This window comes from Rhodococcus sp. 27YEA15 (assembly GCF_049739425.1).
GTDB lineage: Bacteria > Actinomycetota > Actinomycetes > Mycobacteriales > Mycobacteriaceae > Rhodococcus_F.
The window spans coordinates 495042-520673 of record NZ_JBMHHW010000001.1 but is presented as its reverse complement, the minus strand read 5'-3'; the positions used below and the strand labels follow the sequence as shown (position 1 = coordinate 520673).

Genomic DNA, 25632 nt, shown 5'->3' with positions numbered 1-25632 from the left:
GATGAAGAAGATGTATGCGGGTGCTCGGTTGCGACGCCTGCGAGAAGAACGCAACCTGTCCCAGTTCGCACTGTCGAAGGCACTCGGGCTGTCCCCCAGTTATGTGAACCAGCTCGAGAACGACCAACGTCCGCTGACCGTGCCGGTACTGCTCAAGCTCAACGCCGAGTTCGATCTGGACGTGCAGTTCTTCGCTTCCGACACCGATGCACGCCTCGTTGCCGACGTACACGAGGCATTGGCCGAGACGTCCGAGTCCGGTGAGGTCTCGCTTTCCGAGGTCGACGAGTTGGTGGCTCGGATGCCTGCCGTCGGCCGAACCCTGGTCATGCTGCACCGCCGCCTGCATGCTGCCACGGAACAGCTCGACCAGTTCTCGACACAACTGTCCGGCGAGAGCGCCCCCGACATCTCACTCGTACCCATGCCGTACGAGGAGGTGCGGGATTTCTTCTACGATCGCCGCAACCACATCGCCGCCCTCGACGATGCCGCCGAGAAGATGTTCACCGACAACGAATTGTCCATCGGTGCAGTGGATCTCCAGCTGGCACGACTCCTGCGGGACAACCACGGCGTGACGGTCCGTATTCGGACCGACGAGCCGGACAAACTGGGGCCCAAAAGATTCTACGATCCCGACAAGTCGATACTCACTCTGGCCCGCAGGCTCTCGGCCGGTCAGCGTGCTTTCCAGATCGCCATGCAGCTCGCATTCTTCACTCAGACACATATCATTGATTCCATTGTGGCCGAAGATGACTCACTGACCTCGGAATCAGCCGCACTCGCTCGCGTCGGGCTCGCACACTACTTCGCCGGAGCATTACTGCTGCCGTATACCCAATTCCTCGAATCGGCAGAGGCCCTGCGGTACGACATCGATCTGCTGAGCCTGAAATTCGAGGTCGGCTTCGAAACCGTCTGCCACCGCCTGTCCACCCTGCAACGCCCCGGACAGCGGGGCGTCCCGTTCTTCTTCGTCCGCACCGATCGCGCCGGGAACATCTCGAAACGGCAGTCCGCGACGGCGTTCCACTTCTCCCGTGTCGGCGGAAGCTGCCCGCTGTGGGTGATCCACGAGGCTTTCGCCAGCCCCGGCCGCATCCTGACCCAGGTGTCCACGATGCCGGACGGGCGAACGTACCTGTGGATCGCACGTACCACCCACAGTGGTGGCCTCGGCTACCTCGCGCCCGAACGTAACTTCGCGATCGGCCTCGGCTGCGATATCGGCTACGCCGACCGCATGGTCTACTCCCACGGGATACAGAAAGACGACCCGGCCACGATCGTGCCGATCGGCGCAGGCTGCAAGGTATGCGACCGGCCGGCCTGCGCTCAGCGTGCGTTTCCGCAGCTCGGTCGATCGGTATCCGTGAGCGAGAACAGCAGCAGCCATCTGCCGTATCCACAGAGTTGAGGGCCGAGAGCTTCGCCCCCCCGATGCGCCTTTCCGGTAGCGCCCACCACCAGAAAGGCACACCGGGGGAAACATTTGACGCTCTGCGGTTTTGATCGATCGTAGAGCTGTCTCGGACCGTGTGGAACAATGGCCGAATGGCAGAACCTTCCGGCTCCAAAACCCTTGAACGCGGCCTCGCGCTACTCGACTGTGTGGCCGAGGGGGCGAGTCGTCTCGACGAGATCGCGGCAACTGCCGGGCTCAGCCGATCGTCCGCGCACCGGATGCTCACCACACTTGTCACGTCCAAATATCTGAGTATCGACTCCGAACATCGGTACCGGCTCGGACTCAAGCTGTTGCAACTCGGCAACAAGGCCGAGGCAAGCATCAGCCTCTCGAGCGAGGTGCAGGCAGTACTCGACGAACTCTCGAACGCCACCTCCGATGCGTCGCACTTCGGCATCCTGGTCGGCGCCGACGTACTGTACCTGGCGAAGTCCCGCGGCAACCGTGGCATCGAGATGACGTCGCGACCGGGCATGCGGCTACGTGCTCAGAACACTGCGATGGGAAAGATTCTGCTCTCGCAACTGGCCGATGTCGACGCGGTGGAGTTGTTCGATCCGACGGCCATTCGAACCCCCAATTCCGCCGACACTGTCGACCGATTCCTCCACAGCCTCGAGTCCACCAGAGCGAACGGGTACTCCCTCGAGGACCAGGAGAACGAACTCGGCATCACCTGCCTCTCGGTGGGCGTACCCGATCTGACCGGTCGCATCGCGGCCGCAGTCTCGGTGTCGGCCCCGAGTGTCCACATGAGCGCGGAGCGTCGAGCACAGGTCGTACTCCAGCTCCACGACGCACAGGCGCAGCTGACTCGTTGTCTGCCAGCCGGTTTCGAGGACAAGTGGACCTGACGAAGAACGAGCGGGCGTCGACAGTCGACGCCCGCTCGCCTGATTCGTCAGCCTAACGACTTACCGGTTCGTCGGCATCGAGCAACCCGAGTTCGCCCCGTCGCGGCGAGCCTTCCCAGTCACCGGGAACCAGGCAGGAGAAGGCGCCCACCCGCGCTGCCGTACCCAGTCGCCCGGCGGGGTCGACGCCGGCCAGAAACTCCGAAATGTATCCCGCCACGAAGGCGTCACCGGCGCCGACGGTGTCGATCGGGGTGACCGGGACCGCGCTCTGCTGGTACTCGACGCCGTCGATCAATGCCACGGCGCCGCGCGCACCGAGTTTGACGATCACCTGCGTCGGGCCGAGTTCGGCCAATCGGTGCGCGAGGACCATCGGATCGTCGGCCGCACCGACCACCAACGCGGCTTCGTCGTCGCCCGCGAACACGAGATCGGCTTGACCACAAAGTTTCTCGAAAGCCACTCCGGCCGCCGCACCGCTCCACAGCGCGGAGCGATAGTTGAGGTCGAACGCCACCAGAGTTCCTGCCGCCTTCGCCGTCGCCACCGCGAAATCCACTGCGGCCGCAGCGGAATCCGACAGCCCGGGCGTGATCCCGGTGACGTGCAGCAACCGGGCTCTCTCGACGACGGCAACCGGAACGTCTGCGGGCTCGAGCCTCGAACCTGCGCTGCCCGCACGGTAATACCAGACCTTCTGCGAGTCGGCGGTACGACGCTCCTTGATCATCAGACCCGTCGGCGCATCCGCGTCCTCGATCGCCAACGTCGTCACACGCTCGGCACACAGTTCCCGGCGGATGTACTCGCCGAAACTGTCGGCGCCGATCCGGCCCACCCAGGTGACCGGTGTGTCCAGGCGTCGTAAGGCAATGGCGAAATTGGATTCTGCACCGCCCATTCCGAGGCCGAGGGAAGAGACGTGCTGCAGTGGTCCTGGCGTGTCGGCCCGCACCAATGCCATCGTTTCTCCGAGGGTCACCACCTCGGTGCGGGACGACTGCGACGGAGCTGTTGTCATTTTCGCGCCCCGCGAGCGGTCCGGGCTACATCCACCGCAGCGACGAGAGTCCGAGCTCGCGCGGTCAGCGCGGACAGATCACCTCCGGAGAACGCATCCTGCAGCAGTGGGCCGCCGAGGCTGACAGCCGCGGCACCGGAAGCAATCCACGTGGGTGCATCCTCCACCGAGACACCACCACTGGGTACTACTTCGATATCCGGGAAAGGCCCCCGCAGCTGTGCGATGTAGCCGGTCCCCACGGTAGCGGCGGGAAAGAGTTTGACCGCCGATGCACCGGCTTCCCAGCCGGAGAACAGTTCGGTGGGTGTCAGGCCGCCGGGAAACACCGGCACACCCGCTGCACGCGCCGCTGCAATGACGTCGAGGTTCATGGTGGGGGTGACCAGGAAGCGCGCACCCAGTTCGAGCAGGCTCTCGGCCTGGGCACGATTGGTGACGGTGCCGACTCCGATGGACGCGCGGTCACCGAATTCTTCGATCAGTGCCGGGAGCACCTCGAAGACTCCGGCCGTGCTGAGCGTCAGTTCGATTGCCGTGACACCGCCACGGACCAACGCGTCGATGACCGGCGGGTACTCGAGCGCGTGCTCGGCGCGCAGCACCGCGACCACGGGTGACGTTCCGAGAACTGTTGCGGGATCGACTCGTTGCATCCGGCTATGTGTAGTCGTCATGTCCTTCACCTGTTCTGGAGCGTTCATCGGGCAAGCCACCCGCCGTCGACCGGGATCACGATTCCGTGCACGTAGTCCGCTGCCCGTGAGGACAGGTAGACCACGGCGCCGACCATGTCCTCGCCACTCCCCCAGCGTCCGGCCGGGATTCGGACCGAAATCTGCTGACTGCGTTCGGCATCGGCGATCAACGCCTCGTTCATTTCGGTCTCGATGTACCCGGGGGCCACCGCGTTGACGTTGACGCCGCGGCCTGCCCACTCGTTGCACAAAGCCTTGGTCAGCTGCGCGATTGCACCTTTGGATGCGGCATAGGCCGGCACCCGGAACCCACCCTGGTAGCTCAGCAGCGAAGCCAGGTTCACGATCTTGCCGTGCCCGCGTTCGAGCATCGGCGCACCGAATCCCTGGCACAGCTGAAACACCGAGCGCAGGTTGACGTTCATCACCGAGTCGAAGTCGGCGAGCGGAAACTCGGTGGCGTCGTGGCGGATCTGGGTGCCGGCGTTGTTGACCAGGATGTCCACCTGATGCCGCGCCAGTGTCGCCTCGATCGCCTCGGCGATCGACTCTTCGGACGAGAGGTCCACGAACCGGTTCGTGATCGTGCGCCCGTGCTGCGCGGCAAGCGCTTGCAGCTCCGGTGCGAGTTCACCGCGCTGGAAGGCCACCACATCGGCACCGGCCCGCAGTAAGCCGGCAGCGACGGCGAGACCGATCCCACGAGACGCTCCGGTCACGACTGCCGTACGGTCGCTGAGATCGAAAAGTGCTTCAGTCATGGTCAGTTCCTACCTTCGTTCCCCGCAGTGGGGCTCACTAGCACCTTGAGGATCGCCCCGGCGGACATCGCGATGTCGAACGCCTCCGTCACCTGATCCATCGCGAAAACCTGCACCGGCAACCGGCTCAGGCCGAGCGCATCCGTCTCGATCAAGCGCACGGCCTGTTCGACGTCGCCTCGGGTGTAGACCCGGGAACCGATCACGGTGTGCTCGAGGAAGTTGATCGCCTGCAGGTCCACCGCGGTCGGCTTCTTGTACACGCCCACGATCACGATGGTTCCGTGTACCCGAGCAGCGGCCGTCACCATCGCGGCAACCGCGGGATGGCCCGCCGAGTCGAACACGATGTCGGCGCCCACCCCCGCTGTGGCGGAACGGATACCAGCGACCGTGTCGGCGGCGTCGACGACGGTGAAGCCCAGGGTGCGCGCAAGGTGTGCGCGCTCGACGCTCGGCTCGACGATCAATACCTCGGCAGCCTTCTCCTGCCGTGCCACCAGCGCGGTGAGGATACCGATGGGGCCGGCGCCGAACACGACGACCGTTTCGCCCCCACGCAACCCCGACCGATCGACGGCGTGCACTGCCACCGCGAGCGGCTCGGCAAGTGCCACCTCGGTTGCGGGGACATCCGAGCGCACCGGCACGAGCGCTGCGGTGGGGAGCGCAACGTACTCGGCCATGGAACCGGGCCGGTCGATTCCGTACAGCCCGAGATTCTGGCATACGTGGGCATTGCCGTGGCCGCACGGATGGCAGTGGCCGCAGTGAATCAACGGCTCGACCGTCACTCGGGTACCTTCGGCAAGACCATCACCATTGGAATGTGCTACCACGCCGGTTATTTCGTGGCCGAGAATCAGCGGCGCCGCCGCCCGCGGATGCGTGCCCTTGAGGATCGAGAAATCGGTGCCACACAGGCCGGTGTACTCGACTTCGACCAAGGACCAACCTTCGGGCACGGTCGGCATCTCGGTGTCGGTCACCTCGAGCGCATCGGGTCCGATCCACTGCACTGCGCGCATGGTGCTCATCTGTTCTCCTCCGAATCGGAATCCGACTCGAGCACAACCGGGTTGAGGATGTTTCGAGGCGTGCGACCCTGGGCGACGTCGACGACGTTCTCGATCGCCCGACGCTTGAGTTCGCTGTAGGACTCCTCGCTGTACCAAGCTGCGTGCGGCGTCAGAGTCACATTGTCGAGACCGACGAGCGCATGATCGGCAGGCAGCGGCTCCACCTCGAACACGTCGAGTGCTGCCGCCTTGAGTCGGCCGCTGGTGAGTGCATCCACCAGCGCCGCGGTCTCTACCACCCCGCCACGGCATGTGTTGACCAGCACTGCAGTCGATTTGATCTTCGTGAGAGATTCGGCATTGATCAGATGCTTGGTGTGCGCATTGAGTGGAACGTGCAGTGACACCACGTCTGCCGCCGCCAACAGGTCGTCGAAGCCGACCACCCGAACACCGTCGACCACGGTGCCCGGCTGGTGCATCGGGTCGGAGCCGATGACGTCGAATCCCAGTCCGGCGGCCTTGCGCGCTGTCGCTGCGCCGATGAGGCCGAGACCGACCACACCGAATACGCTCTCGCGGGCGCGACGCAACGGCTTGACCGGCGTCAGATCCACGATGCCGCGACGTTGATTACGATCGAGCGCAACGATGCCCCTGGTAACCGAGAGCGCCAGTGCCACAGCGTGGTCGCTGACGTCCTCGGTCCCGTAGTCGGGAACGTTGCACACGGCGACACCGTGCGCGGTCGCCGCGTCGACATCCACGGTGTCCACGCCCACGCCGTAGCGGCCGATGGCGCGCAGATTCGGCAGCGCCGTCAGGACACGGTCGGTGATGGGTGCGTACTGCACCACTATCGCGTCGGCATTCTCGGCCGCTGCGATGACGTCGTCTTCGGTGACAGCCTGCGCCAGCGTCAAGGTGACACCGCGCTCGTCGGCGAGCCGACGTTCGACCTCGATCGAATCGTGATCGCAGTCGACGATGACGACGTTCGTGGTGTTGTTGTTGTCCGGCATCAGCGAGCATCCTCTTCGGTGAGCAGGTCACGGTCGACGGTTTCGGGTGACTTGAGGGTGGTGACGAAGCTGATCGCCATCAGGAACGTCATGTAGACGGCAACCGGCCACCACGATCCCGACGCCCAGGTGATCAATGCCGAGCAGACCAGCGGCCCGATGCCGCCACCGAACACGGAGGAGAATTCACGGCCGAGGGCGACACCGGCGTAGCGGTAACGCGAACCGAACAGCTCGGGGAAGTACGAAGCCTGAACGCCGACGGTGCCCTGGGCGGCGAAGATGAAGCCGAGAACGATGACCAGGCCGATCAGGAAGAGGTTGCCCGTATTGAGGAGCAGGAACGCCGGGACCGGGAAGATCAGCAGGAATCCGGTGGCGATGAGGTACATCCGGCGTCGGCCGTAGGTGTCGGACAGGGTGCCGAAGGTGACGGCCGCAACGCAGGCGAACAGGGCACCGATGAGCAGGATCTTCGGGATCACCTTGGAATCGACGTCGAGCTGGGTGATCAGGTAGCTGCCCAGGAACACCTGGAAGATGTACGAGTGTCCGTTGGCGCCGACGTTCATGAGGAAGACGCGGGCAAGGCCGAGACGGCCGTTCGCGAGGACGTCCTTGACCGGGGTCGCCTGGCGCGAGCCCACAGCTTCGTTCTTGAGTTCCTGGAAGATGGGCGACTCGTCCATCTTGCGCCGAATCACGTATGCGGCGATGGTCACGAAGATGGAGCTGAAGAACACCAGTCGCCAACCCCAGGAGAGCAGCGCGTCGTCGGGAAGCAACTGGACCAGAATCCAGATGAGGGCACCGAGTGCGGTACCTGCAGCAGCACCGACGAAGACGAGTGAGGAGTACCTACCGCGCTTACCCTTCGGCGCGGTCTCCACCAAGAGGACGGCACCACCGGCCTGCTCCGCACCCGCACCGAAGCCCTGCAGAAAGCGGCACGCCACCAACAGGATCGGGGCGAGGATGCCCACCTGCCCGTAGGTCGGGAGCAGACCGATCGCGAACGTCGCGATACCCATGAGGAAGAGGGTGGTGACCATGACCCATTTGCGGCCGAGCCGGTCGCCGAAGTTGGAGAAGAACAGTCCGCCGAGCGGGCGAGCTGCAAAGCCCACCGCGTACGCGCCGAAGGACGCGATGAAGCCGACGGCCGGCGAGACGTTGGGAAAGAAGATCTTGTTGAAGATGATCGCCGAGGCCGTGCCGTAGATGACGAAGTCGTACTGTTCCAGGGCCGTACCGATCAGGCCGGCCCAGGCCGCTCGGCGTACCGCCTTCGGGTCCGGCGTTTTGTCCGCAGAGTCCACGGTTGCGGATGTCGCGGCGCCGCCGGGCACCAAATCCTTGTCTGTCATGGTCACCATTCACACACTGTCGTCGTCCCGAATATAGGGACGTCATCCCGATAAGTTGAAGCAACTGTAGCGCATGGTGTGGCCCCGGTAACAACATCGATTTCGAAAAACCCCGGACCGTCCGTATCGGCAACGTGCGGATCTGCGTCGACCCGGTGCGCCTCGTCGCCGATAGCGCACCGGCAATCAGGCCACACGCGTTTGACTCACGATGATCTGATATCCCGAATTCCTTGCCACACGATTTCCCGAAGATAAGCTGGACTAACCATCCAGAGCGATCGAGAGTCCTGGCTCCGTGACGTCGCAGCAACCCCCTCGGATCGAGGTGCGGGTGCTTTCTGCCAGGCCCGATGGAGGATACGTGCCCAGCGACAGACCTGCCCATTGCGTGATCGTCATAGTGGGCGGCGGGCCTCGCGGGACCGGCGTCCTCGAAAGAATTCTCGCGCACGAGTCGGTGATCAGCGATCCGTCTCCGGTGACCGTTCACGTAGTGGACCCGTTTCCCGCCGGCGCCGGGCGCATCTGGCGCGGTAGCCAGGCCCCGCTGCTGTGGATGAACTCCACCAGCGCCGACGTGACGATGTTCACCGACGAGACCACGGTGGTCACCAGCCCGATCCGGCCGGGCCCCACCCTCGCCGAATGGGTGGCGGCCAACCGTGACGAACTTGCCACACATACCGAGATCGCCGACGAAGTTCCCGGTGTCACACCGGCCTCGTTCGCATCACGCTCTTTGCAGAGCCGATACCTGACCTGGGCCTTCGACTCGGCAGTCGACAACGCACCGGACCATGTCGACGTCCGAGTTCATCGACAGACGGCGACCGACGTAGTGGACAACGGACGAACCCAGTCGGTGCATCTCGACAACGGAGAAATACTCGACGCCACCGTCGTGCTTCTGACACAAGGACATCCGGACGCGCTGCCCGCGCCGCGGGAAACACGACTGGCGGACTTCGCGTCGGATCACGGACTGACCTACGTCGGCCCGGGCTACACCGCCGATCTCGACGCCGACGTGATTCCCGCCGGTGAACCAGTACTCGTCGCCGGCCTGGGCCTGGCATTCATCGACTGGATGGTTCTCCTCGCCGAAACTCGGGGCGGGCGATTCGAACGCTCCGACGACGGCACTCTCCACTACACACCGTCGGGCCGAGAGCCTCTGTTGTACGCGGGTTCTCGACGCGGCGTGCCGTACCACTCCAAGATTTCGTACTCGATCGCCGACGCCAGGCCCCCGCTGCCGCGATTCTTCACCGCCGATCTCATTCCCGGTGACGGCTTACTCGACTTCCGACGCGACATCTGGCCGCCGGCGTCGAAGGAGTTGGCGGGCGCCCACTATCACGAACTGTTCGCCTCGCATCCAGACCGGACCGTCGGTTCGTGGGAGGAATTCGACAGTGAATTCTCTTCGCTGCCGTGGGGATCGCCGCGCTTGACCGAGCTCGTCGAAAACACGGTTCCCAAGCCCGAGGACCGGTTCGACCTCGAGCGGCTCAACCGCCCCCTCGGCGGCGAGCGTTACGACGGTCTGGCGCAGGTACAGACGCGACTCGGTGAGTACATCACTGCCGACGTCGCTCGGCGTTCCGATCAGTACTTCAGCGCGGACGCCGCCGTGTTCTCCGCACTGCTGTCGGTGTACATGACCGTCGGAGAACTGTTGCGGCGCGGCCGCATTCCGGCGAAGTCCGTCGCCGAGGACGTCGAAGGCCGGCTGCATTCGTTCTTCAGTTTCATCGCCAGCGGGCCGCCGCCTGAGCGCCTGGAACAGTTGCTCGCGCTGAACGAGGCCGGAGTGGTGCAGTTCCTGGGCCCCGACACCGCCTTCAGCACCGAGATCGACCCGGCGAACGGCGCCGGTCTGTTCGTCGCCCGCAGCGCATCACACACGGACATCGTCGCGACTCGCACCCTCATCGAGGCGCGATTGCCGGTGGCATCCATCAGCACCAGTGCGGACGCCTTGCTGCGCAATCTGCACGGCCGGGGTGAAGCCGTCGAACTACGGGCGACCGAAGACAGTGCCGCGAAGTTGGCGGTGGACGGTACGTCCCGAATCCTGAACCAGGACGGCAGTGCTCACCCCCGCCGCTTCGCGGCCGGACCGTGGGTGGCGGGCCACAACTGGTCGGCCGCGTTCCCTCGGCCTCGCACCAATGCCGGGTTCTTCCGTCACAACGACGCGCTGGCGGCTGAGGTGCTCAGCACCTGTGCGCCTTTCCGGTAGTGGGTACTACCGAAAAGGCGCACAGGGGCTGTGTCCCTACCCGAAGACCAGCTCACCCTCGTCGACGGCGACGGTGATGCTGCCACCTTCGGTGAGGAGATCATCGAGCAGCATGTCGGCGATCTTGTCGTCGACCACCCGCTGGATCGACCGGCGCAGCGGGCGCGCCCCGAACTCGGGCTGATGCCCGTGCTCGGCGATCCAGTCCACGGCAGCTGCGGTGAACTCGATCTCGATGCCCTTCGACTGCAACCGCTTGCGGCTGTCGTCGAGCAGGAGATCGGTGATCCGGTGCAACTGTTCGGCATCGAGCTTGCGGAAGATGACGATCTCGTCGATCCTGTTGAGGAACTCCGGTCGCATCGACTCGCGCAGTCGCGCCATCAGCCGATCCCGCAGCGGCTTCTCAGCCGTCTCGGAATCACCCAACGAAAATCCCAGACCACCGGACTTGCTCGAGATGATGTCCGATCCGAGGTTGCTGGTCATGATCACGACGGTGTTCTTGAAATCCACCGTGCGACCCTGCCCATCGGTCAGACGTCCGTCGTCGAGCACCTGGAGCAAGGTGTTGAACACGTCCGGGTGTGCCTTCTCGATCTCGTCGAGCAGGATCACCGAGTACGGGTTGCGGCGCACCTGTTCCGTGAGCTGTCCGGCCTCGCCGTAGCCGACGTAACCGGGAGGCGCCCCGACCAGCCTGCTGACGGTGTGCCGTTCACCGAATTCACTCATGTCGAAGCGCAGCATCTTGTGCTCGTCACCGAAGAGCGTGGCTGCGAGAGCTTTTGCAAGCTCCGTCTTGCCTACGCCGGTCGGCCCGAGGAACAAGAAGCTGCCCACCGGACGGTCCGGATCGCTCATGCCGGTACGGCTGCGACGCACCGCGCGTGCAATGGCGCGCACGGCATCGTCCTGCCCGACGACGCGAGCATGCAGGTCGTCCTCGAGTCGACGCAAGCGTTCCTTCTCGGCCTGGGTCATCGCACTGGCGGGGATACCCGTTGCGCGAGCAACCACGTCGGCGATCTGTTCGGCAGTGACGTCGGGAGTTTCCTCGACGGCTTCAGCAGTGCCGGCCTTCGCTAGACGTTGCGCCACCCCGTTGATCTCGTCACGCAGCGTGGATGCCTTCTCGTACAACTCGTCGGCGACGGCCTTTTCTTTGTCGCTCTCGAGCTGCTCGAGGCGCTGCGTCAGGGCACCGATGTCCACGGTGGCCGTCTTCAGACGGAGTCGAGCGCCGGCCTGGTCGATCAGGTCGATTGCCTTGTCCGGCAAGAATCTGTCACCGATGTAGCGCGCCGACAGTTCCACGGCGGCGGTGATCGCCTCGTCGGTGTAGTGCACCTTGTGGTGATCCTCGTAACGACTACGCAGACCACTCAAAATGGCGATCGCATCCTCGATGGAGGGCTCCCCCACCTGAACCGGCTGGAAGCGCCGCTCCAATGCAGGATCCTTCTCGATGTGCTTGCGGTACTCGTCGAGCGTGGTGGCACCGACTACGTGCAAGTCACCGCGAGCGAGTTTGGGCTTGAGGATGTTTCCGGCATCCATGGCACCCTCCCCGCCACCGCCGGCTCCGGCAATGGTGTGTATCTCGTCGATGAAGACGATCAGCTCGTCCGAATGGGCGGAGATCTCGTCGACGACCTTGGTCAGGCGTTCCTCGAAATCGCCGCGGTAGCGGGTACCCGCCACCATCCCGGACAGCTCGAGCTGCACGATCCGCTTGCCCGTCAACGAGTCCGGAACATCGCCGTCGACGATGCGCTGCGCAAGTCCCTCGACGATGGCGGTCTTGCCGACACCGGCTTCACCGACCAGGACCGGATTGTTCTTGGTACGACGCGAGAGGATCTCGATGGTCTGCTCGATCTCGTCGGCGCGGCCGATCACCGGATCGACTCCGCCGTTGCGGGCCCGATCGGTGAGATCCACCCCGTATTTGTCGAGCGTCGGAGTGGCCGACTCTTCGGCGGCAGCTCCGGCGTCCGGATTCTGAACGGCAGCCTGCAGCTTCTCCGGGGTGAGGCCGGCCGATGCGAGAAGGCGACCGGTCACGTGATCGGTGTCACCGGCGAACGCGATGAAGAGATGCTCGGGGTCTATGTAGGTCGAGCCTAGTGCCCGAGCCAGTTGATGTGCTTCGAGCAGTGCGGTCTTGACGGCACTACTCAGGGCAGGAGCGGAGTAACCGTCCTGTTCACGCCCCTGCGGCAGCCGAAGATCGACGGCATCGACGACGGCTTTAGGATCGGCTCCGGCGCGCTGCATCAACGTGGCGACCGGATCCTGCTCCGCCATGACACGGAGAACGTGCAGTGCATCGAGGTCTGAATCACCACGAGCTGCCGCGGACCGCGCGGCATCTGCCATCAGCTGCTGGGTGGCCCTGCTCATGAGCCGGGAAATATCGATGCGACCGGGACCCTCGGGCCCGAAGAATGCTGGCATTCCGAAGCCTCCTTGAAGAAAGTTGAGCGTTACAGACTCAAGTAACGTGCCTGGCTTCGAATCAATTCCCGAGGCGTCAGATTTCTTTCAGCAGTCGGTGGGCTCCGATTGTTCCCACTGGTCGAGAGGACCGTGCAGCCTCGACCGGCGCGAGAGCGAGCCCTGCCCACCCACCCGGCATGACACGTCGGCTTTCGACACCTCGCCGAGAGCTGACGCCAAGGAAAGGCCGGATACGGTCGGCAGACCGTATCCGGCCGGGGGCGTCGTGCGAGACGTGATTCGATCCTCGCTCGAAGGTCTCCGCCCGCCCTGCACTCACATCGCAGTGCAGGTGCCGCGGACGCGGTTCAGCGATGCCGTGCGCACGGCGTACCGCCCTGGCCATGGCATCGCGTGCAGTTCCCGAAAGTCCCCCAGACCTTTCCGTCCCCATTGCAGACAGAGCATTGCAGACAGAGCATTTTCCGTGCGCACAGTCACGGCACCTGTTGTCGCAGCACATGGTCGATCTCCTTTGCAATTGACACTCGAGAAACAGTCAGGTGCAGGTTCGTGGCCGGAGATGACCTGCATACCTCCCGTCAGGTGGTCGACGGCCTCAACTGCGAGCTTCGGTCGACGGGGGCGCCTGCGAGATTGCGGCAGCTTCTCGCTTGCGCAGGGCGCGGCCTACTTTCCATCGTCGAAACACGATCGACTCCCCACCGTTGACGACCCCTCACATGGAGCTCCATGCCGACATCCACAGAGTGATCTCGACATTTCCGTCCCCTCGATCCCGAAATCGCACCGATAGCGTCGGCCCTGCAGAACCCCTGAATAAGGTCTCACTCCATTCACTTCTGCCGAGAACGTTTCGACTCCTTCAAGAAGGTGGTGAAAATAGCTGGAGGACAACATAGGTCGAACAGACGACAATGCCGATTCCGCAATTTTGTTCGCAACATACGTTTCAGGTTCATCTCGCATCGACCGACTCCCGCAGATCGCGAGACGACTCGAACACCCACTCCACATCGGCACTGCAACCTGATCACCCAGCCATGAATCACTGCTACGCAATGAATTCGACTGAGAAAGAAACGATTCGGCCTCCCGTCGACGCTACATGAGGTTCCGAATCGGCAATGAACTCCTATGTACAAGTGTGTAATTCATGGAATCATCGATGATCGAAACGATGCCTGCAACACCTCGAGCGAATCCGTGCGCCCAGCCTGTCCTACCGACCGGTGCCGCACAGATCGACTCTCCACCAGGACCGCGGGCCATGGCGAAGCCGGTTCCCTTTCCGGCTAGGATGTACTCCGGGCGATTCGAACCACGGACCGAAACCAGTTCATCGCGAACGGGAACACACCCCGAACGGTAATACACAGGAGTACGTCGTGAAAGCAATCATAGTGTGCACCTCCGTTTCTCACGGCAATACGAAAAAGATCGCCGATGCGATCGGTGATGTGTTGCAAGCCCGAGTGGTCGATCCCGGGCAGTTCGACGCCACTGAACTCGCCGCCTACGATCTCGTGGGATTCGGGTCCGGCATCTACCTCGGGTCGTTCCATTCACAACTACGCGCGTTCGTCGACACGCTGCCCGCTCAGCCGCAACGCAAGGCATTCGTCTTCGCAACCAGCGGATTTCCCGAGTCGCGGATCCACCGATTTTCCGGACCAATGGTCGACTCGCTCGAGCAGAAAGGATTCGAGGTGGTCGGCGGCTTTTCCGCGCGCGCCTTCGACACCTTCCTACCGTTCAAGCTCGTCGGCGGATTACGAAAGGGTAGACCGAACGACTCCGATCTGGAGTCGGCACGATCCTTCGCCGAACATCTACGCAATGCGGTCGGTACCGCGTCCTGACAGGCTGCACTGCCGACTGCTCTCGCCTGCCGCAGGCGAGAGCAGTCGCCGGCTAACGGCCGAGCTGCGCATACCTGGCAAACTGGTAGGTGCGCGACTGCGTCGTCGAGGAGACGACGCGACCTGACCACATCCAGGCCTCCGACCTGGTGATAAGTTCCTGTACGCCAGCAGACCCCTCACACGAGGGGTCAGGGAATCCGGTGTAATTCCGGAACTGACGCGCAGCGGTGAGGGTGACCGCCCGGGCATATGCCACTGGATGAATATCTGGGAAGGCGCCTGGGTGGAACGATCCCGAGTCCGAAGACCGGCTGGCAGCAGGTGCCACCCGGCATCTGCTCACCCCGTGTCGGGCTCCGCGAACGAGCCCCCTGCGAGAATGAGCCTGTATGTCGCTTTCCCGTGCACACCTCTCCGGTGCCGCCGCCGCTCTCCTGCTCGGCGCCACCTTGATGGGCTGTTCGTCCGGCAAGGACTCCACCGCGTCGATCTCCGATTCAGTGACCGTATCCGTGCAGAACTGCGGCCAGGCCGTCACGGTGGACAAGCCGATCGAGCGTGCGATCGCCGTGAACCAACCAGCTGTCGAGTTGATGCTGGCGCTTGGCCTGCAGGACCGCATGGTCGGTTACGCGATGAGCGACGACGACGTTCTGCCGGACCTCCGTTCGGCGCGGGATCAGGTGAAGGCATTCGACACCGAGTTCCCGTCCTTCGAGAGCGTCCTCGAACGTGAACCCGACTTCGTCTACACCACCTTCAACTACACGTTCACCTCCGAGGGAATTGCCGATCGCAGCCGGTTCACGGATCTGGGGGTCAAGACGTACCAGTCCCCCAGCGAATGCTCCGGCCAGGACGCCGAGCAGGACCGGCCACTCGAGCTCGCAGACATGTACAGCGAGATCACCCAGGTGGCACAGCTGTTCGACGTCAGCGACAAGGGCAAGGAACTGATCGACTCTCTGAAGAGCCGAGCGGACACCGCAACCAAAGCTCTGGGCGCGGACGATGTCACTCTCGGTTGGTGGTATGCCGCCACCAAGACCCCGTACTTCGCCGGTTGCTGCGGCGCCCCCGGCATCATGACCGACGCGGTGGGCGCGAAGAACGCCTTCGACGACAACCGTCAGTATTGGCCCGAAATCGGCTGGGAGAGCATCCTGGACCGCGATCCGACTGTCCTGGTTCTCGCCGACCTCGATCGCGGCGGTGACGGCGACAGCGCAGCCGACAAGATCGCGTTCCTCGAATCCGATCCTGTCGCAAGCAAACTGACTGCGGTGCAAAACAAGCGGTACATCATTCTGGACGGCACCACCATGGACCCGTCCATCCGTAACATCGGCGGTATCGAGCAGGTTGCCGACGGTCTGCGCACGCTGGGCGTGATCTAGATGTCCGTCGACCACCCCTGCGTCGACCACCCCTGCGTCGACTACGCAGCGCTCGTGAAGGACTGGGACGCCCAGCAGAGCGCGTACATCGCCGGACGCGAGCAGCGTTTCGACGTCATTCTCGACACTCTCGAATTGCACTGTGCGGAGAACCCGTTCACGGTAGTGGATCTGGCGTGCGGCCCGGGTTCGCTGGGTGTTCGAATCCTGGACCGGTTCACCGACGCGTCGGTGATCGGGATCGACCACGATCCGATGCTGCTCGAATTGGCCCGACGCTCCACCACCCGCTTCGACGACCGGTTGACACTTCTCGACGCCGACCTTCTCGACACGAACTGGGCGGACGCGATCGATGTTCCGGTACACGCGATGGTCTCCACCACTGCCCTGCACTGGCTGCTCCCCCATCAGCTCGTCGAGCTGTACCGACAGGTCTGCGATGTGTTGACACCGGGTGGTGTTCTCCTCAACGGGGACCACTTCCGCTTCGACTCCCGTACACCGGTAGCCCGCCGGTGGGCAGCGCGCCACGACGAGCAGACGCAGCACACCTCGTTCTCAGGCGGTGCTCCCACCTGGGACGCGTGGTGGGAGACGGTGCGCGCAGTGCCGGGCATCGACGCGTTGGTCGCCGAGCGTGAGCGGCGGTTCGCCGGACGCGACGCCCCGCCGACCACCGCAGTGGACTTCCACGTCGCTGCACTGAACCAGGCCGGGTTCTCCGAGTCCGGAACGGTATGGCAGTTCTTCGACGACTACGTGGTTTACGGCGTGAAATGACCGGCGCGAGATGACCCGTCTGCGTCTGCGTCGGAATTCCGCTGCCGTGGCAGGGCTGTGGGTGTTCGGTGCGATCGCACTGACGGCGTCGATCGCGTGTGCGATCACCCTCGGCCCTGCCGGGCTGTCCGTCGCCGAGGTGACCTCGATAGTCTTCGGTCACCTCGGCGGTCCGCCTGCGGACGTCACGCCGATCCGTGACGGCATCGTGTGGAATCTGCGGCTACCCCGCACCGTTCTCGCTGCACTGTGTGGTGCCGGGCTAGGATTGTGCGGCGCGGTCATGCAGTCGATGCTGCGAAATCCGTTGGCGGATCCCTTCGTTCTCGGTATCTCCTCGGGTGCGTCCACCGGCGCGGTGTTGATCGTGGTGCTCGGAATCGGTTCGGGTGCGATCGGATTGTCCAGCGGGGCATTCCTCGGCGCGGTGGTCTCGTTCGTCCTCGTGCTTCTCCTCGCTCATCTGGCTGGCGGCACCCCGGATCGAGTGATCCTGGCCGGTGTTGCCGCCACCCAATTGTTCTCGGCGATCACGTCGTTCGTCGTGATCACCTCTGCCGATCCCGAACAGACCCGCGGTGTGCTGTTCTGGTTGCTCGGTTCACTCGGCGGAGCGGACTGGTTCGACGTGATGATGTGTGCGGCGGTGGTCGCCGTCGGGCTGGTGACCTGTCTGACGCATACACGGTCGCTGGACGCCTTCGCGTTCGGCGAGGACGCCGCGTCGTCGCTGGGTGTGAACGTACTTCGAGTCCGACTCACCCTGTTGTTGGCCACTGCGTTGATGACGGCCGCGATCGTGAGTGTGGCCGGAGCGATCGGCTTCGTCGGGCTGGTACTGCCCCATGCCGCTCGCGCATTGGTCGGGCCGGGACATCGGCGACTGTTGCCCACGTCTGCGCTGATCGGTGCAGTGTTCCTCGTCTGGGTGGACACGGTGGCGCGGACGGCCATTGCACCGCAGGAACTACCGGCAGGCGTGGTGACCGCACTCGTCGGTGTCCCGGCATTCGCGATCATCCTGTGGAAGAGGAAGGGCCGCCGGTGACTCTCGAAGCGCGGGGTGCGGGCTGGCGTGCCGGCGGAACCGTCATCGTCGACGATGTGCACTTCACTCCGGCGGTGGGGACCACGGTCGGGTTGCTCGGGCCGAACGGGTCGGGCAAGTCCACACTGTTGAAACTTCTTGCCGGTCAGCATCGTCCGTCCGCCGGGCTGATCACTCTCGACGGGATCACATTGACCGACTGGAAGCGTCGAGATCTCGCACGACGGATCGCCACCGTCGATCAGCACAGCGACACCGAAGTCGACCTGACCGTGGGCGACATCCTCGAATTGGGCAGAACCCCGCATCGAGGATTGTGGGGCGGCCACACCGAGGCAGATCGGGGCGCTGTCCGGGCAGCTGTGGAACACACAGCCCTCGGTGAACTGTTGGATCGGTTCTGGCACACGCTCTCCGGTGGGGAGCGTCAACGGGTGCAGATAGCGCGCGCGCTCGCTCAACAACCACAGGAGCTGTTACTCGACGAGCCGACCAATCATCTGGACATCAATCACCAGTTGGAACTGTTGGCCCTCGTGCGCGAGTTGCCCACCACCACCGTGATGGCATTGCACGATCTGAACCTGGCCGCGATGTTCTGCGACTCTCTGGTGATGCTCAGTGGCGGAAAGATCGTGGCCAGTGGAACTCCCACCGACGTGTTGACCGTGGATCTCATCGCTGCGGTGTACGACGTGGACGCGGAAGTCCGACTCGACGGGCCGGACGGAGTTCCGAGCGTGCGCTATCTACCTCCGCGCCGCCGCCTTTCGCCATAGCTTCTCGAATTGGCCCGCGAACACGAGCAGCAGCAGCGGAAAGTACGAGACCATGGGAACCAGTGCACTGGACACGAGCGCGATCAGCATGATCAGTGCGGTGATCACTGTCGGGACGAGGTGATCACCGGTATCGTCTTCTGCCGCCAGCGCCGGATTACGTGTCAGAGCCCAGGCGATCAGTGCCAGAGCGATCGACCCGATCGTCATGGTGCCGAGATACAGAACGCGGGTGGCGGTCTCGGTGGAGGTGGTAGCCACCAAAGCCGTGGGAAACGGCAGGAAGACGATGGTCAGTGCCCACAGCGCCAATGCTCTGACGATGATCCTGTCGCCGTCCGTGACATAGCGAAGCATGCTGTGCTGCGCCCACCACAACCGGAAGATCACGATGAAACTGAGTGCAAAAGCGTAGAACTGATTCTGATGTTCGCGAAGCAGTTCCACCGTCGTGCCGTCGTGGTCGCTGGTCAATTCCACCAGTGGGAGGACAAGCAACGTTATTGCAATCGCTGCGATCGCGTCGACGAAGGTGATGTACCGCTCGAAATAGCGGGTGCGTTCGACTGACTCGGCCATTGCGTCAGCATAGGCGTCGAATCCGGGTTGTGCGTTGTGGGGCGGCGTCACGAATACGGCTGTGCCCCGGCGACAATCGCCGGGGCACCAGCTGATGTTCAGAAGTCGGTCAACTCGGATCAGGGATTGATGCCGAGTTCGCGGAGTCGGGTTTTGTAGAGTTCGACGTTACCGAGCTTGATGTCCTCGTACCCCCGCACCATATCGGGCAACCCCGCGATCTCCACCGCCCGCTCATACCCGGCCGACAACCCCCGCGAAAGATCCGCCACGATCACCTCGTACCCCGCCAACAACTCCCGCTCCACCCGCCGCACATGCATGTACCCGAACGGATCCAACTTCGTCCCCCGAAGCCGCTTCCCCTTCGCCAACACCTTGAGCACCGAATGCGACTTCGGCCCGAACCCCATCTTCTTACTCCGACCCAACGCCCGCACGATCGGCGGATGCAACCGATACGTCACCTTCTCCCCACCCGGCACCGCCGCCGCAACCTCACCCAAAAACACCGGATCCGTCAACAACCGCGCCACCTCGTACTCGTCCTTGTACGCCGTGAACTTGTACAACCCCCGCGCCACCGCCTCACTGAACTCCGTCCGCTCCGTCACCGCCCGCTCCGCAGCCCACACCGCCTGCACCGACTCCACATACCGGGCCGCGACCTTCACCGACTGGAACCCCACCAACTGACCCGCCCGCAACCGCACCACCCGCTCCACCTCACCGGTGAACGAAGTACCCGCGAACACAGACTCCGGAACCACCACCGGCGCCACCACCGGCGCCACCACCGGAGCGATCACCGCATCGAACGCCGCCCGATCGGCAACCGCGACCCGACCCCACCGGAACGCCTCCACATTCGCCGCGACCGCGACCCCGTTGATCCCGATCGCCTCCTCGATCGCCGCCGCCGGAATCCGCAACCCACCACTTTGGAACGCCGCACCGATCAACAGAAAATTCGCTGCCGCCGTGTTCCCGAACAACACCTGCGCCGCCGCCAACCCGTCGAACGACTCCACCGACCGCGTCACCGACTCGAGCCGCCCCATCAACTCCGCCGCCTCCGGATACGCCACACTCTTGTCGTAAACCATGTCCCCGGTCGGCGTCGGCGACGTCGACGCCACCGCGATCGTGGACCCCGCATCCCCGTACACCAAATTCTTGTTGTCCGTCGCAGTCAACAAATCGAACGCCACGATGCAATCCGCACTCCCGGGCGTAAGCCGATTCGAGGGCTCCAACACCCCAGCCGAGAACCGCAGATGCGAGACCACCGGCCCCGCTTTCTGACTCAACCCGATCTGATCGAGACTCTCCACCTCCAACCCAGCCCGCAACGCCGCCGTCGCCAACACCTGGTTCACCGTCACGATCCCGGTACCACCGATCCCCGCCAAGAACACGTTCTGCGTCGAGGTCAACTCACCGAGCACCGGATCCGCCGTCACCGGAGCCGTCGGCCGCTGCGCTTTCGCGATCTTCTTCCCCGGCACCGTCTCCACCGTGACGAACGACGGGCAATCACCGTCCAAGCACGAATAATCGGTGTTACACGAGGTCTGATCAATCCGCGTCTTACGCCCGAACTCCGTATCCACCGGCTGCACCGACAAACAATTCGACTTCACCCCACAATCACCACAACCCTCACACACGGCCTCGTTGATGACCACCCGCGTATTCCGCGTCGGCAACGTCCCCCGCTTACGCTGACGCCGCGCATCCGCCGCACAATGCTGATCGTAAATGAGCACCGTCACACCCTCGACCTCACGCAACTCCTTCTGCGCCTCGTCCAACCGGTCCCGATGCCACAACTTCGTGCCCTTGGCCAACGCCCGCTTCTCGTGCCGCTGCGGCTCGTCCGCACAAATGATCACCCGCGCCACACCCTCCGCCGCGAACTTGTGCGTCAACGCCGCCACCGACAAAGCGCCCTCCGCGTCCTGCGCCCCCGTCATCGCCACCACATCGTTGTAGAGCAACTTGTAGGTGATGTTCACCCCCGCCGCGACACACGCCTGCACCGCCAACTGCCCCGAATGGAAAAACGTGCCGTCCCCCACGTTCTGGAACACGTGCGGCACATCGGTGAACGGTGCCTGCCCGATCCACTGACTGCCCTCACCACCCATCTGCGTCAACCCCGTCACCGCACTGTCGCCGCGCCCCGACATCGTCACCAGGGTGTGGCAGCCGATACCACCGCCGGCGATCGAGCCTTCCGGGATCGCGGTGGAACGGTTATGCGGGCAACCACTGCAAAAATATGCAGTCCGCTTCGCCGACAACACATTCAACGTCAACGGCGCAGGTAACGTCCGCGTCATCTCCACATGCCCCTTGAGTGCCCGGCGCAACGGGGCCAGCAACCGGCCGGCGGTCAGTTCGCTGTCCACCGGCATGAGACGTCGGCCCTGGCTGTCCTTCTTGCCGACGATGCGGGGCGGATTCTCGGTGCCGTAGAGGATTTCCCGGATCTGGGTTTCGATGAAGGCAGTCTTGTCCTCGACGACGATGATCTGTTCGAGGCCGTCGGCGAACTTCTTCACGGCATCGGCCGCGACGGGGTAGCACATGCCGATACGCATGAGGCGGATTCCGGATTTGTGCAGTGCCGCGTCGTCGACGCCGAGGTCGGCGAGCGCCTGCCTAACCGAGTCGAAAGTACTTCCGGTGGCAACGATTCCGATCTTCGCACCGGATGGGTCCACCTCGACGACGTCGAGGTTGTTCGCGGCGCTGTATGCGTGAACGAGATCGAACCGGGGGCCGTAGAGATCGGCTTCGGCGATGACGCTGTCCGGCGGCGCAGCCATCCGGCGCTGCTTGTAGACGAAAGGCTTGCCCTCGAACTGGATTTCGGGGATGACGATGTCGAAGTCGGCGACACTGCCGTCGACGGTCCAGGCGCCGTCCGCCACGTCGGCGACGATCTTGAGTGCAACGACACAGCCGGACGCACGAGAGAGCGCAACCGCGTGCATGCCCATCGTGATGATCTCTTCCGCGTTGCGCGGGAACAACACCGGAACACCCATCGCGGCCAGTGAGCGCTCACTGACGGCCGGAACCGAGGAGGATTTCGACGCCGGATCGTCGCCCACCAACAGCACCATGCCGCCCTTGGCGTTGATGCCGTACATGTTGGCGTGGCGGATCGCGTCGGTGGCGCGGTCGACACCTGGCCCCTTGCCGTACCAGACGCCGATCACACCGTCGTGGGTGGCGGTACCGGCCGGTAGTTCGGTCTGGCTTCCCCAGACGGCGGTGGCAGCCAGCTCTTCGTTGAAACCGGGAACGAAGGTGATGTCGTGCTCTTCGAGCACCTTCGGCATACCGAGCAGTAGCTTGTCGACGCCGGCCAGGGGGCTGCCCTGGTAGCCGGAGACGAAGGTGGCAATGCGCTTACCGGCGCGGATGTCCCGAACGTGCTGTTCGACGAAGCCACGCGCGATGGCCTGAACACCCGTCAGCAGTACCGGCCCCGATCCAGAGCGGTATCGATCACCGAGGTCATAGGGCTTGGCCTGGGCTACGCCCGATACCAGTTCAGTCATCGTGGACCACCATTCGCATCTGCACTGTGCTTCAATCTGTTCAGATAAGCGTGGTCGCGATAGAAAAAACAGTCAATTCAAATCGTTCCAACTGATCAATCAGGTCAGTTGTGATCGCAATCATGTGACTCGAGTCATCGGATCACTCAGCTGTACGCCGATCGGGGTGACCGCCTGAAATCAGTGCGAACCGTCACCGATCAGACTCAGTCGGTGCGCGACGGCGATCGCTTCCTCTCGAGAGTGAACACCGAGCTTGCGATATATCCGCCTCAGATGGCTCTTCATGGTGTTGGTGGAGACGAACAATGCCCGAGCGATCTCGGTGATGTGAAGGCCCAGATCGAGCTGGTGAAGTACATCGACTTCGCGCTTGGTGAGCCTCACCCGTTCGATGACCACCGGATAGAGCCCCCTGGCCTCGGACTGCAGGTATGCACGAACCGAGGCGCTACCGGTGGGCGTTCTCGACTCCATTTCCTCGATCTGCTGTCGGGAGACGGTCGACAGGGTCGACAACGCGCCGGTCCGGTCCAGCAACCGGCAGGCCAGACGCCACTCGTCCGACGTTGCGCCCCCACGCCCGAGCGCATGTTTCGCCACCGCCTCGATCAACAGAACCTTGATGCGCACTCTCGCCGTTGCGGTGTAGCCACTGTCGATTCCAGCGCATACCCGTAGCGCCTTCGCCGGATTGCCGGTGAGCAGATGCGCGCGCGCCACCGCTACGGCCGTCAACGGGTAGTGGTGTCGAACTGTCGCAGCCTCGTCGACCGCACTCTTACCTTCGCCCGACGCCAACAGAAGATCGATCCGGGCGGCCACCAGAATCGCATCACCGATCGAGCCCACTCTCGGATCGAGCGGACCGTGCGCCGCAACTGCCCGTTGCAACGCCAGTAGCCCGGAGAACGGATCTCCTTGCGCGAGAGCAAGTCTCGTACGCGCGTAGGCTGCGAATGCCCACATGTCACCGGGCTCCGGGATACCGTCGAGAGCGACTGCCGCAGCTTCGGCCCCACCGAGATCCAACGCGTCCAGAGACGAGATGACCTGCGCTATCGCTCCACCGACATGCGAGGGCGGGCCGAGCCAGCCCACCACGTCGGGCTGGCTGTCCTCGCGGCGAAGCCACTGACCTGCCTGACCGGACTCACCCGCCAAAGCCGCATTGAGGGCCGCATTTCCCGCTGCGTGACGAGCGACGAAATCCGGGCCGAACTCGATCGCAGCGTCGTACGCAAGCGTCAGTTGCCGATCCGCCTCCTCGAAATTGCCGGTCAATTGATACGAAACTCCCCAGATCACCCGCAATGTCGGCAGATATGCCCCCCACCTCCTGCGTTCCGAATCCGTACGAGAGTCCACCAATTCGACAAGCCCGTCGGTGACGTCCGCCGAGCGCCGATACTCTCCCGCAGACCTCAAAATGACGGATTGCGCTGTACCGATGTTCAATACGTCGCGAGAAGATTCACCTCGCAGCACATCAGGTGTGATGAGCTCGGGTCGCAGGCGAGAGTCGAGAAGATCGCGACCGACCGACGCTACCGGATCGGACGCAAGTACGTCGGCAGGAATCGATCGCACCGCCGCCCGTAACAGCGAAGCATGCTCTACAAGTAGATCGACCCAATGACATTCGAGAATTTCGAGAACCGTGGTCCAGGCCTGTGCCTCGATTGCGTACGAGACCGCACCGGCCACGTCGGAATCATCAAGACAGCGCTCCGACAAGCGAATACACGATCTCGCGAGGTCGACGCCACGTTCCGACCCGATCTTCATCAGCGCATCGCGCACGGACGGGGCGAAGTACAGTTCTTCCGAACGATTTTCATCGGATCGCAACAGCATGCCGGCCGATTCGAGGGCCGCGAGGCGGCTGGCGGTGTCTTCGAAGGCCGCCAGGCGGCTGCCGGTGTCATCGATACCGGTCAACAACCGAACGGTCGACGGTGTCAACGCCCGAGCGGGCGAGATCTCGAGCACAAAGCCGCCCAATCCGCGAGATTCGATACGCGGAAGCATATTCCGCAACACGTACGAATGGACGACGTGGTCGACTCGTTGCAAAATCGCTCGGCGATCACGTCGGTGTCCGGGAAGCGCGCCGATCGCCTCGAGCGCCACGTTCATCAACGCAGGCATACCCGCCACGCGGCGCCGGATCTGGCGAATCAATTCCAGCGGAAGGGTGACGCCGGATGCGCAAAACAGCTCCACCGCTTCGTCGGCCGTGTATCTCAGATCGCTCACACCCACGTACTCGGAGGCGAATGCGGCAAATGCGTTGCCTGCTGTTGCTTCTTCCAGAGTAACGACTACTTTCATCGCCTGGTCCTGCCCCAACAGCTCGATGATCACCGAGACCGCGCCGCCTGCGACCCTGTCGATACGATCGAGAACCACTACTGCCGGAGCACCGTTGCGAGCAGTGGGGCCCGTCGAGCGCGCGGCGTCCACTGCGGCACGCACGACATTCCGAAAGTCGACGGTATTCATCGGCTCGGACGGCGCCGGAATCCAGATCACCGGACGGCCACCTGCCGACCCCAGTACCGACTGCGCTGCGGCCGCGAGCTCGGTCTTACCGAAACCGTGCGGAGCACACAACACGGTGAGCCCCGATTCGCCACCTACGAGCCCGAGCAGTCGCGGCCGCACTACAGGCGC

Annotated in this window: 18 protein-coding genes and 1 riboswitch; of the genes, 8 read left to right on the top strand and 10 right to left on the bottom strand. The window is 63.6% G+C overall.

Going from position 1 to position 25632, the window contains the following annotated elements:
* The first annotated feature begins 1 nt into the window (after position 1).
* Both ABH922_RS02410 and ABH922_RS02405 read left to right on the top strand, forming a co-directional pair.
* The gene (locus ABH922_RS02410; RefSeq protein WP_424805410.1) at positions 2-1423 is read left to right on the top strand and encodes a short-chain fatty acyl-CoA regulator family protein; all 1422 of its coding nucleotides are present in this window, start codon (positions 2-4) and stop codon (positions 1421-1423) included.
* Between the two features lie 137 nt (positions 1424-1560).
* Positions 1561-2328 carry an IclR family transcriptional regulator gene (locus tag ABH922_RS02405; RefSeq protein ID WP_424805409.1) on the top strand — a complete coding sequence of 256 codons (768 nt, stop codon included), beginning with the start codon at positions 1561-1563 and terminating at the stop codon, positions 2326-2328.
* A 52-nt stretch (positions 2329-2380) separates the two neighbouring features.
* Here the strand turns inward: ABH922_RS02405 and ABH922_RS02400 are convergent, their stop codons facing one another.
* The 6 genes from ABH922_RS02400 to ABH922_RS02375 are packed head-to-tail and all read right to left on the bottom strand — an operon-like array spanning position 2381 to position 8228.
* Complete coding sequence (locus ABH922_RS02400) at positions 2381-3352, bottom strand: sugar kinase (RefSeq protein ID WP_424805408.1); 972 nt, start codon at positions 3350-3352, stop codon at positions 2381-2383.
* A complete protein-coding gene (locus tag ABH922_RS02395) occupies positions 3349-4029 on the bottom strand; it encodes a bifunctional 4-hydroxy-2-oxoglutarate aldolase/2-dehydro-3-deoxy-phosphogluconate aldolase (protein ID WP_424805407.1) in 681 nt (226 codons plus the stop codon). Before ABH922_RS02395 ends, ABH922_RS02400 begins: the two co-directional genes overlap by 4 nt.
* Positions 4030-4052: 23 nt before the next feature.
* On the bottom strand, positions 4053-4811 hold the full coding sequence (locus ABH922_RS02390; protein WP_424805406.1) for an SDR family oxidoreductase: 759 nt from the start codon (positions 4809-4811) through the stop codon (positions 4053-4055).
* 2 nt (positions 4812-4813) lie between these two features.
* A complete protein-coding gene (locus ABH922_RS02385; RefSeq protein ID WP_424805405.1) occupies positions 4814-5848 on the bottom strand; it encodes a zinc-dependent alcohol dehydrogenase in 1035 nt (344 codons plus the stop codon).
* Positions 5845-6852, bottom strand: coding sequence for a C-terminal binding protein (locus ABH922_RS02380; RefSeq protein ID WP_424805404.1), 1008 nt, complete (start codon positions 6850-6852; stop codon positions 5845-5847). The genes ABH922_RS02385 and ABH922_RS02380 overlap by 4 nt, the downstream gene beginning before the upstream one ends.
* Positions 6852-8228 (bottom strand): MFS transporter, encoded by a 1377-nt coding sequence (locus tag ABH922_RS02375; protein WP_424805403.1) that lies wholly within the window; start codon positions 8226-8228, stop codon positions 6852-6854. Before ABH922_RS02375 ends, ABH922_RS02380 begins: the two co-directional genes overlap by 1 nt.
* Before the next feature lie 355 nt (positions 8229-8583).
* Between ABH922_RS02375 and ABH922_RS02370 the strand changes: the two genes are divergently transcribed.
* Positions 8584-10467: an FAD/NAD(P)-binding protein gene (locus ABH922_RS02370; RefSeq protein WP_424805402.1), complete on the top strand. Its 1884-nt coding sequence runs from the start codon at positions 8584-8586 to the stop codon at positions 10465-10467.
* Between the two features lie 36 nt (positions 10468-10503).
* Here the strand turns inward: ABH922_RS02370 and ABH922_RS02365 are convergent, their stop codons facing one another.
* Complete coding sequence (locus ABH922_RS02365; protein ID WP_424805401.1) at positions 10504-12927, bottom strand: ATP-dependent Clp protease ATP-binding subunit; 2424 nt, start codon at positions 12925-12927, stop codon at positions 10504-10506.
* A 1391-nt stretch (positions 12928-14318) separates the two neighbouring features.
* Here ABH922_RS02365 and ABH922_RS02360 point away from each other — a divergent pair.
* The 5 genes from ABH922_RS02360 to ABH922_RS02340 all read left to right on the top strand — a co-directional run bounded on the left by ABH922_RS02360 (position 14319) and on the right by ABH922_RS02340 (position 18802).
* Complete coding sequence (locus tag ABH922_RS02360) at positions 14319-14792, top strand: flavodoxin family protein (protein ID WP_424805400.1); 474 nt, start codon at positions 14319-14321, stop codon at positions 14790-14792.
* Positions 14793-14943: 151 nt separating this feature from the next.
* Positions 14944-15125, top strand: a riboswitch (cobalamin riboswitch).
* A gap of 59 nt (positions 15126-15184) precedes the next feature.
* Positions 15185-16192 carry an ABC transporter substrate-binding protein gene (locus ABH922_RS02355; RefSeq protein ID WP_424805399.1) on the top strand — a complete coding sequence of 336 codons (1008 nt, stop codon included), beginning with the start codon at positions 15185-15187 and terminating at the stop codon, positions 16190-16192.
* A complete protein-coding gene (locus ABH922_RS02350; protein WP_424805398.1) occupies positions 16193-16975 on the top strand; it encodes a class I SAM-dependent methyltransferase in 783 nt (260 codons plus the stop codon).
* Between the two features lie 10 nt (positions 16976-16985).
* Positions 16986-18023 (top strand): FecCD family ABC transporter permease, encoded by a 1038-nt coding sequence (locus tag ABH922_RS02345; RefSeq protein ID WP_424805397.1) that lies wholly within the window; start codon positions 16986-16988, stop codon positions 18021-18023.
* Positions 18020-18802, top strand: coding sequence for an ABC transporter ATP-binding protein (locus ABH922_RS02340; protein ID WP_424805396.1), 783 nt, complete (start codon positions 18020-18022; stop codon positions 18800-18802). The genes ABH922_RS02345 and ABH922_RS02340 overlap by 4 nt, the downstream gene beginning before the upstream one ends.
* On the opposite strand, the gene ABH922_RS02335 is transcribed toward ABH922_RS02340, so the two are convergent.
* The 3 genes from ABH922_RS02335 to ABH922_RS02325 all read right to left on the bottom strand — a co-directional run bounded on the left by ABH922_RS02335 (position 18773) and on the right by ABH922_RS02325 (position 25623).
* A complete protein-coding gene (locus ABH922_RS02335) occupies positions 18773-19381 on the bottom strand; it encodes a TMEM175 family protein (RefSeq protein ID WP_424805395.1) in 609 nt (202 codons plus the stop codon). The genes ABH922_RS02340 and ABH922_RS02335 overlap by 30 nt on opposite strands.
* Positions 19382-19500: 119 nt before the next feature.
* Positions 19501-22956, bottom strand: coding sequence for an indolepyruvate ferredoxin oxidoreductase family protein (locus tag ABH922_RS02330; protein WP_424805394.1), 3456 nt, complete (start codon positions 22954-22956; stop codon positions 19501-19503).
* Between the two features lie 180 nt (positions 22957-23136).
* Positions 23137-25623, bottom strand: coding sequence for a LuxR C-terminal-related transcriptional regulator (locus ABH922_RS02325; protein WP_424805393.1), 2487 nt, complete (start codon positions 25621-25623; stop codon positions 23137-23139).
* Positions 25624-25632: the final 9 nt, after the last annotated feature.

Coding starts and splice junctions, on each gene's coding strand:
- ABH922_RS02345 (WP_424805397.1), top strand. CDS start 16,986: ATGACCCGTCTGCGTCTGCGTCGGAATTCCGCTGCCGTGGCAGGGCTG.
- ABH922_RS02350 (WP_424805398.1), top strand. CDS start 16,193: ATGTCCGTCGACCACCCCTGCGTCGACCACCCCTGCGTCGACTACGCA.
- ABH922_RS02385 (WP_424805405.1), bottom strand. CDS start 5,848: ATGAGCACCATGCGCGCAGTGCAGTGGATCGGACCCGATGCGCTCGAG.
- ABH922_RS02355 (WP_424805399.1), top strand. CDS start 15,185: ATGTCGCTTTCCCGTGCACACCTCTCCGGTGCCGCCGCCGCTCTCCTG.
- ABH922_RS02335 (WP_424805395.1), bottom strand. CDS start 19,381: ATGGCCGAGTCAGTCGAACGCACCCGCTATTTCGAGCGGTACATCACC.
- ABH922_RS02410 (WP_424805410.1), top strand. CDS start 2: ATGAAGAAGATGTATGCGGGTGCTCGGTTGCGACGCCTGCGAGAAGAA.
- ABH922_RS02390 (WP_424805406.1), bottom strand. CDS start 4,811: ATGACTGAAGCACTTTTCGATCTCAGCGACCGTACGGCAGTCGTGACC.
- ABH922_RS02405 (WP_424805409.1), top strand. CDS start 1,561: ATGGCAGAACCTTCCGGCTCCAAAACCCTTGAACGCGGCCTCGCGCTA.
- ABH922_RS02375 (WP_424805403.1), bottom strand. CDS start 8,228: ATGGTGACCATGACAGACAAGGATTTGGTGCCCGGCGGCGCCGCGACA.
- ABH922_RS02380 (WP_424805404.1), bottom strand. CDS start 6,852: ATGCCGGACAACAACAACACCACGAACGTCGTCATCGTCGACTGCGAT.
- ABH922_RS02395 (WP_424805407.1), bottom strand. CDS start 4,029: ATGACGACTACACATAGCCGGATGCAACGAGTCGATCCCGCAACAGTT.
- ABH922_RS02365 (WP_424805401.1), bottom strand. CDS start 12,927: ATGCCAGCATTCTTCGGGCCCGAGGGTCCCGGTCGCATCGATATTTCC.
- ABH922_RS02330 (WP_424805394.1), bottom strand. CDS start 22,956: ATGACTGAACTGGTATCGGGCGTAGCCCAGGCCAAGCCCTATGACCTC.
- ABH922_RS02400 (WP_424805408.1), bottom strand. CDS start 3,352: ATGACAACAGCTCCGTCGCAGTCGTCCCGCACCGAGGTGGTGACCCTC.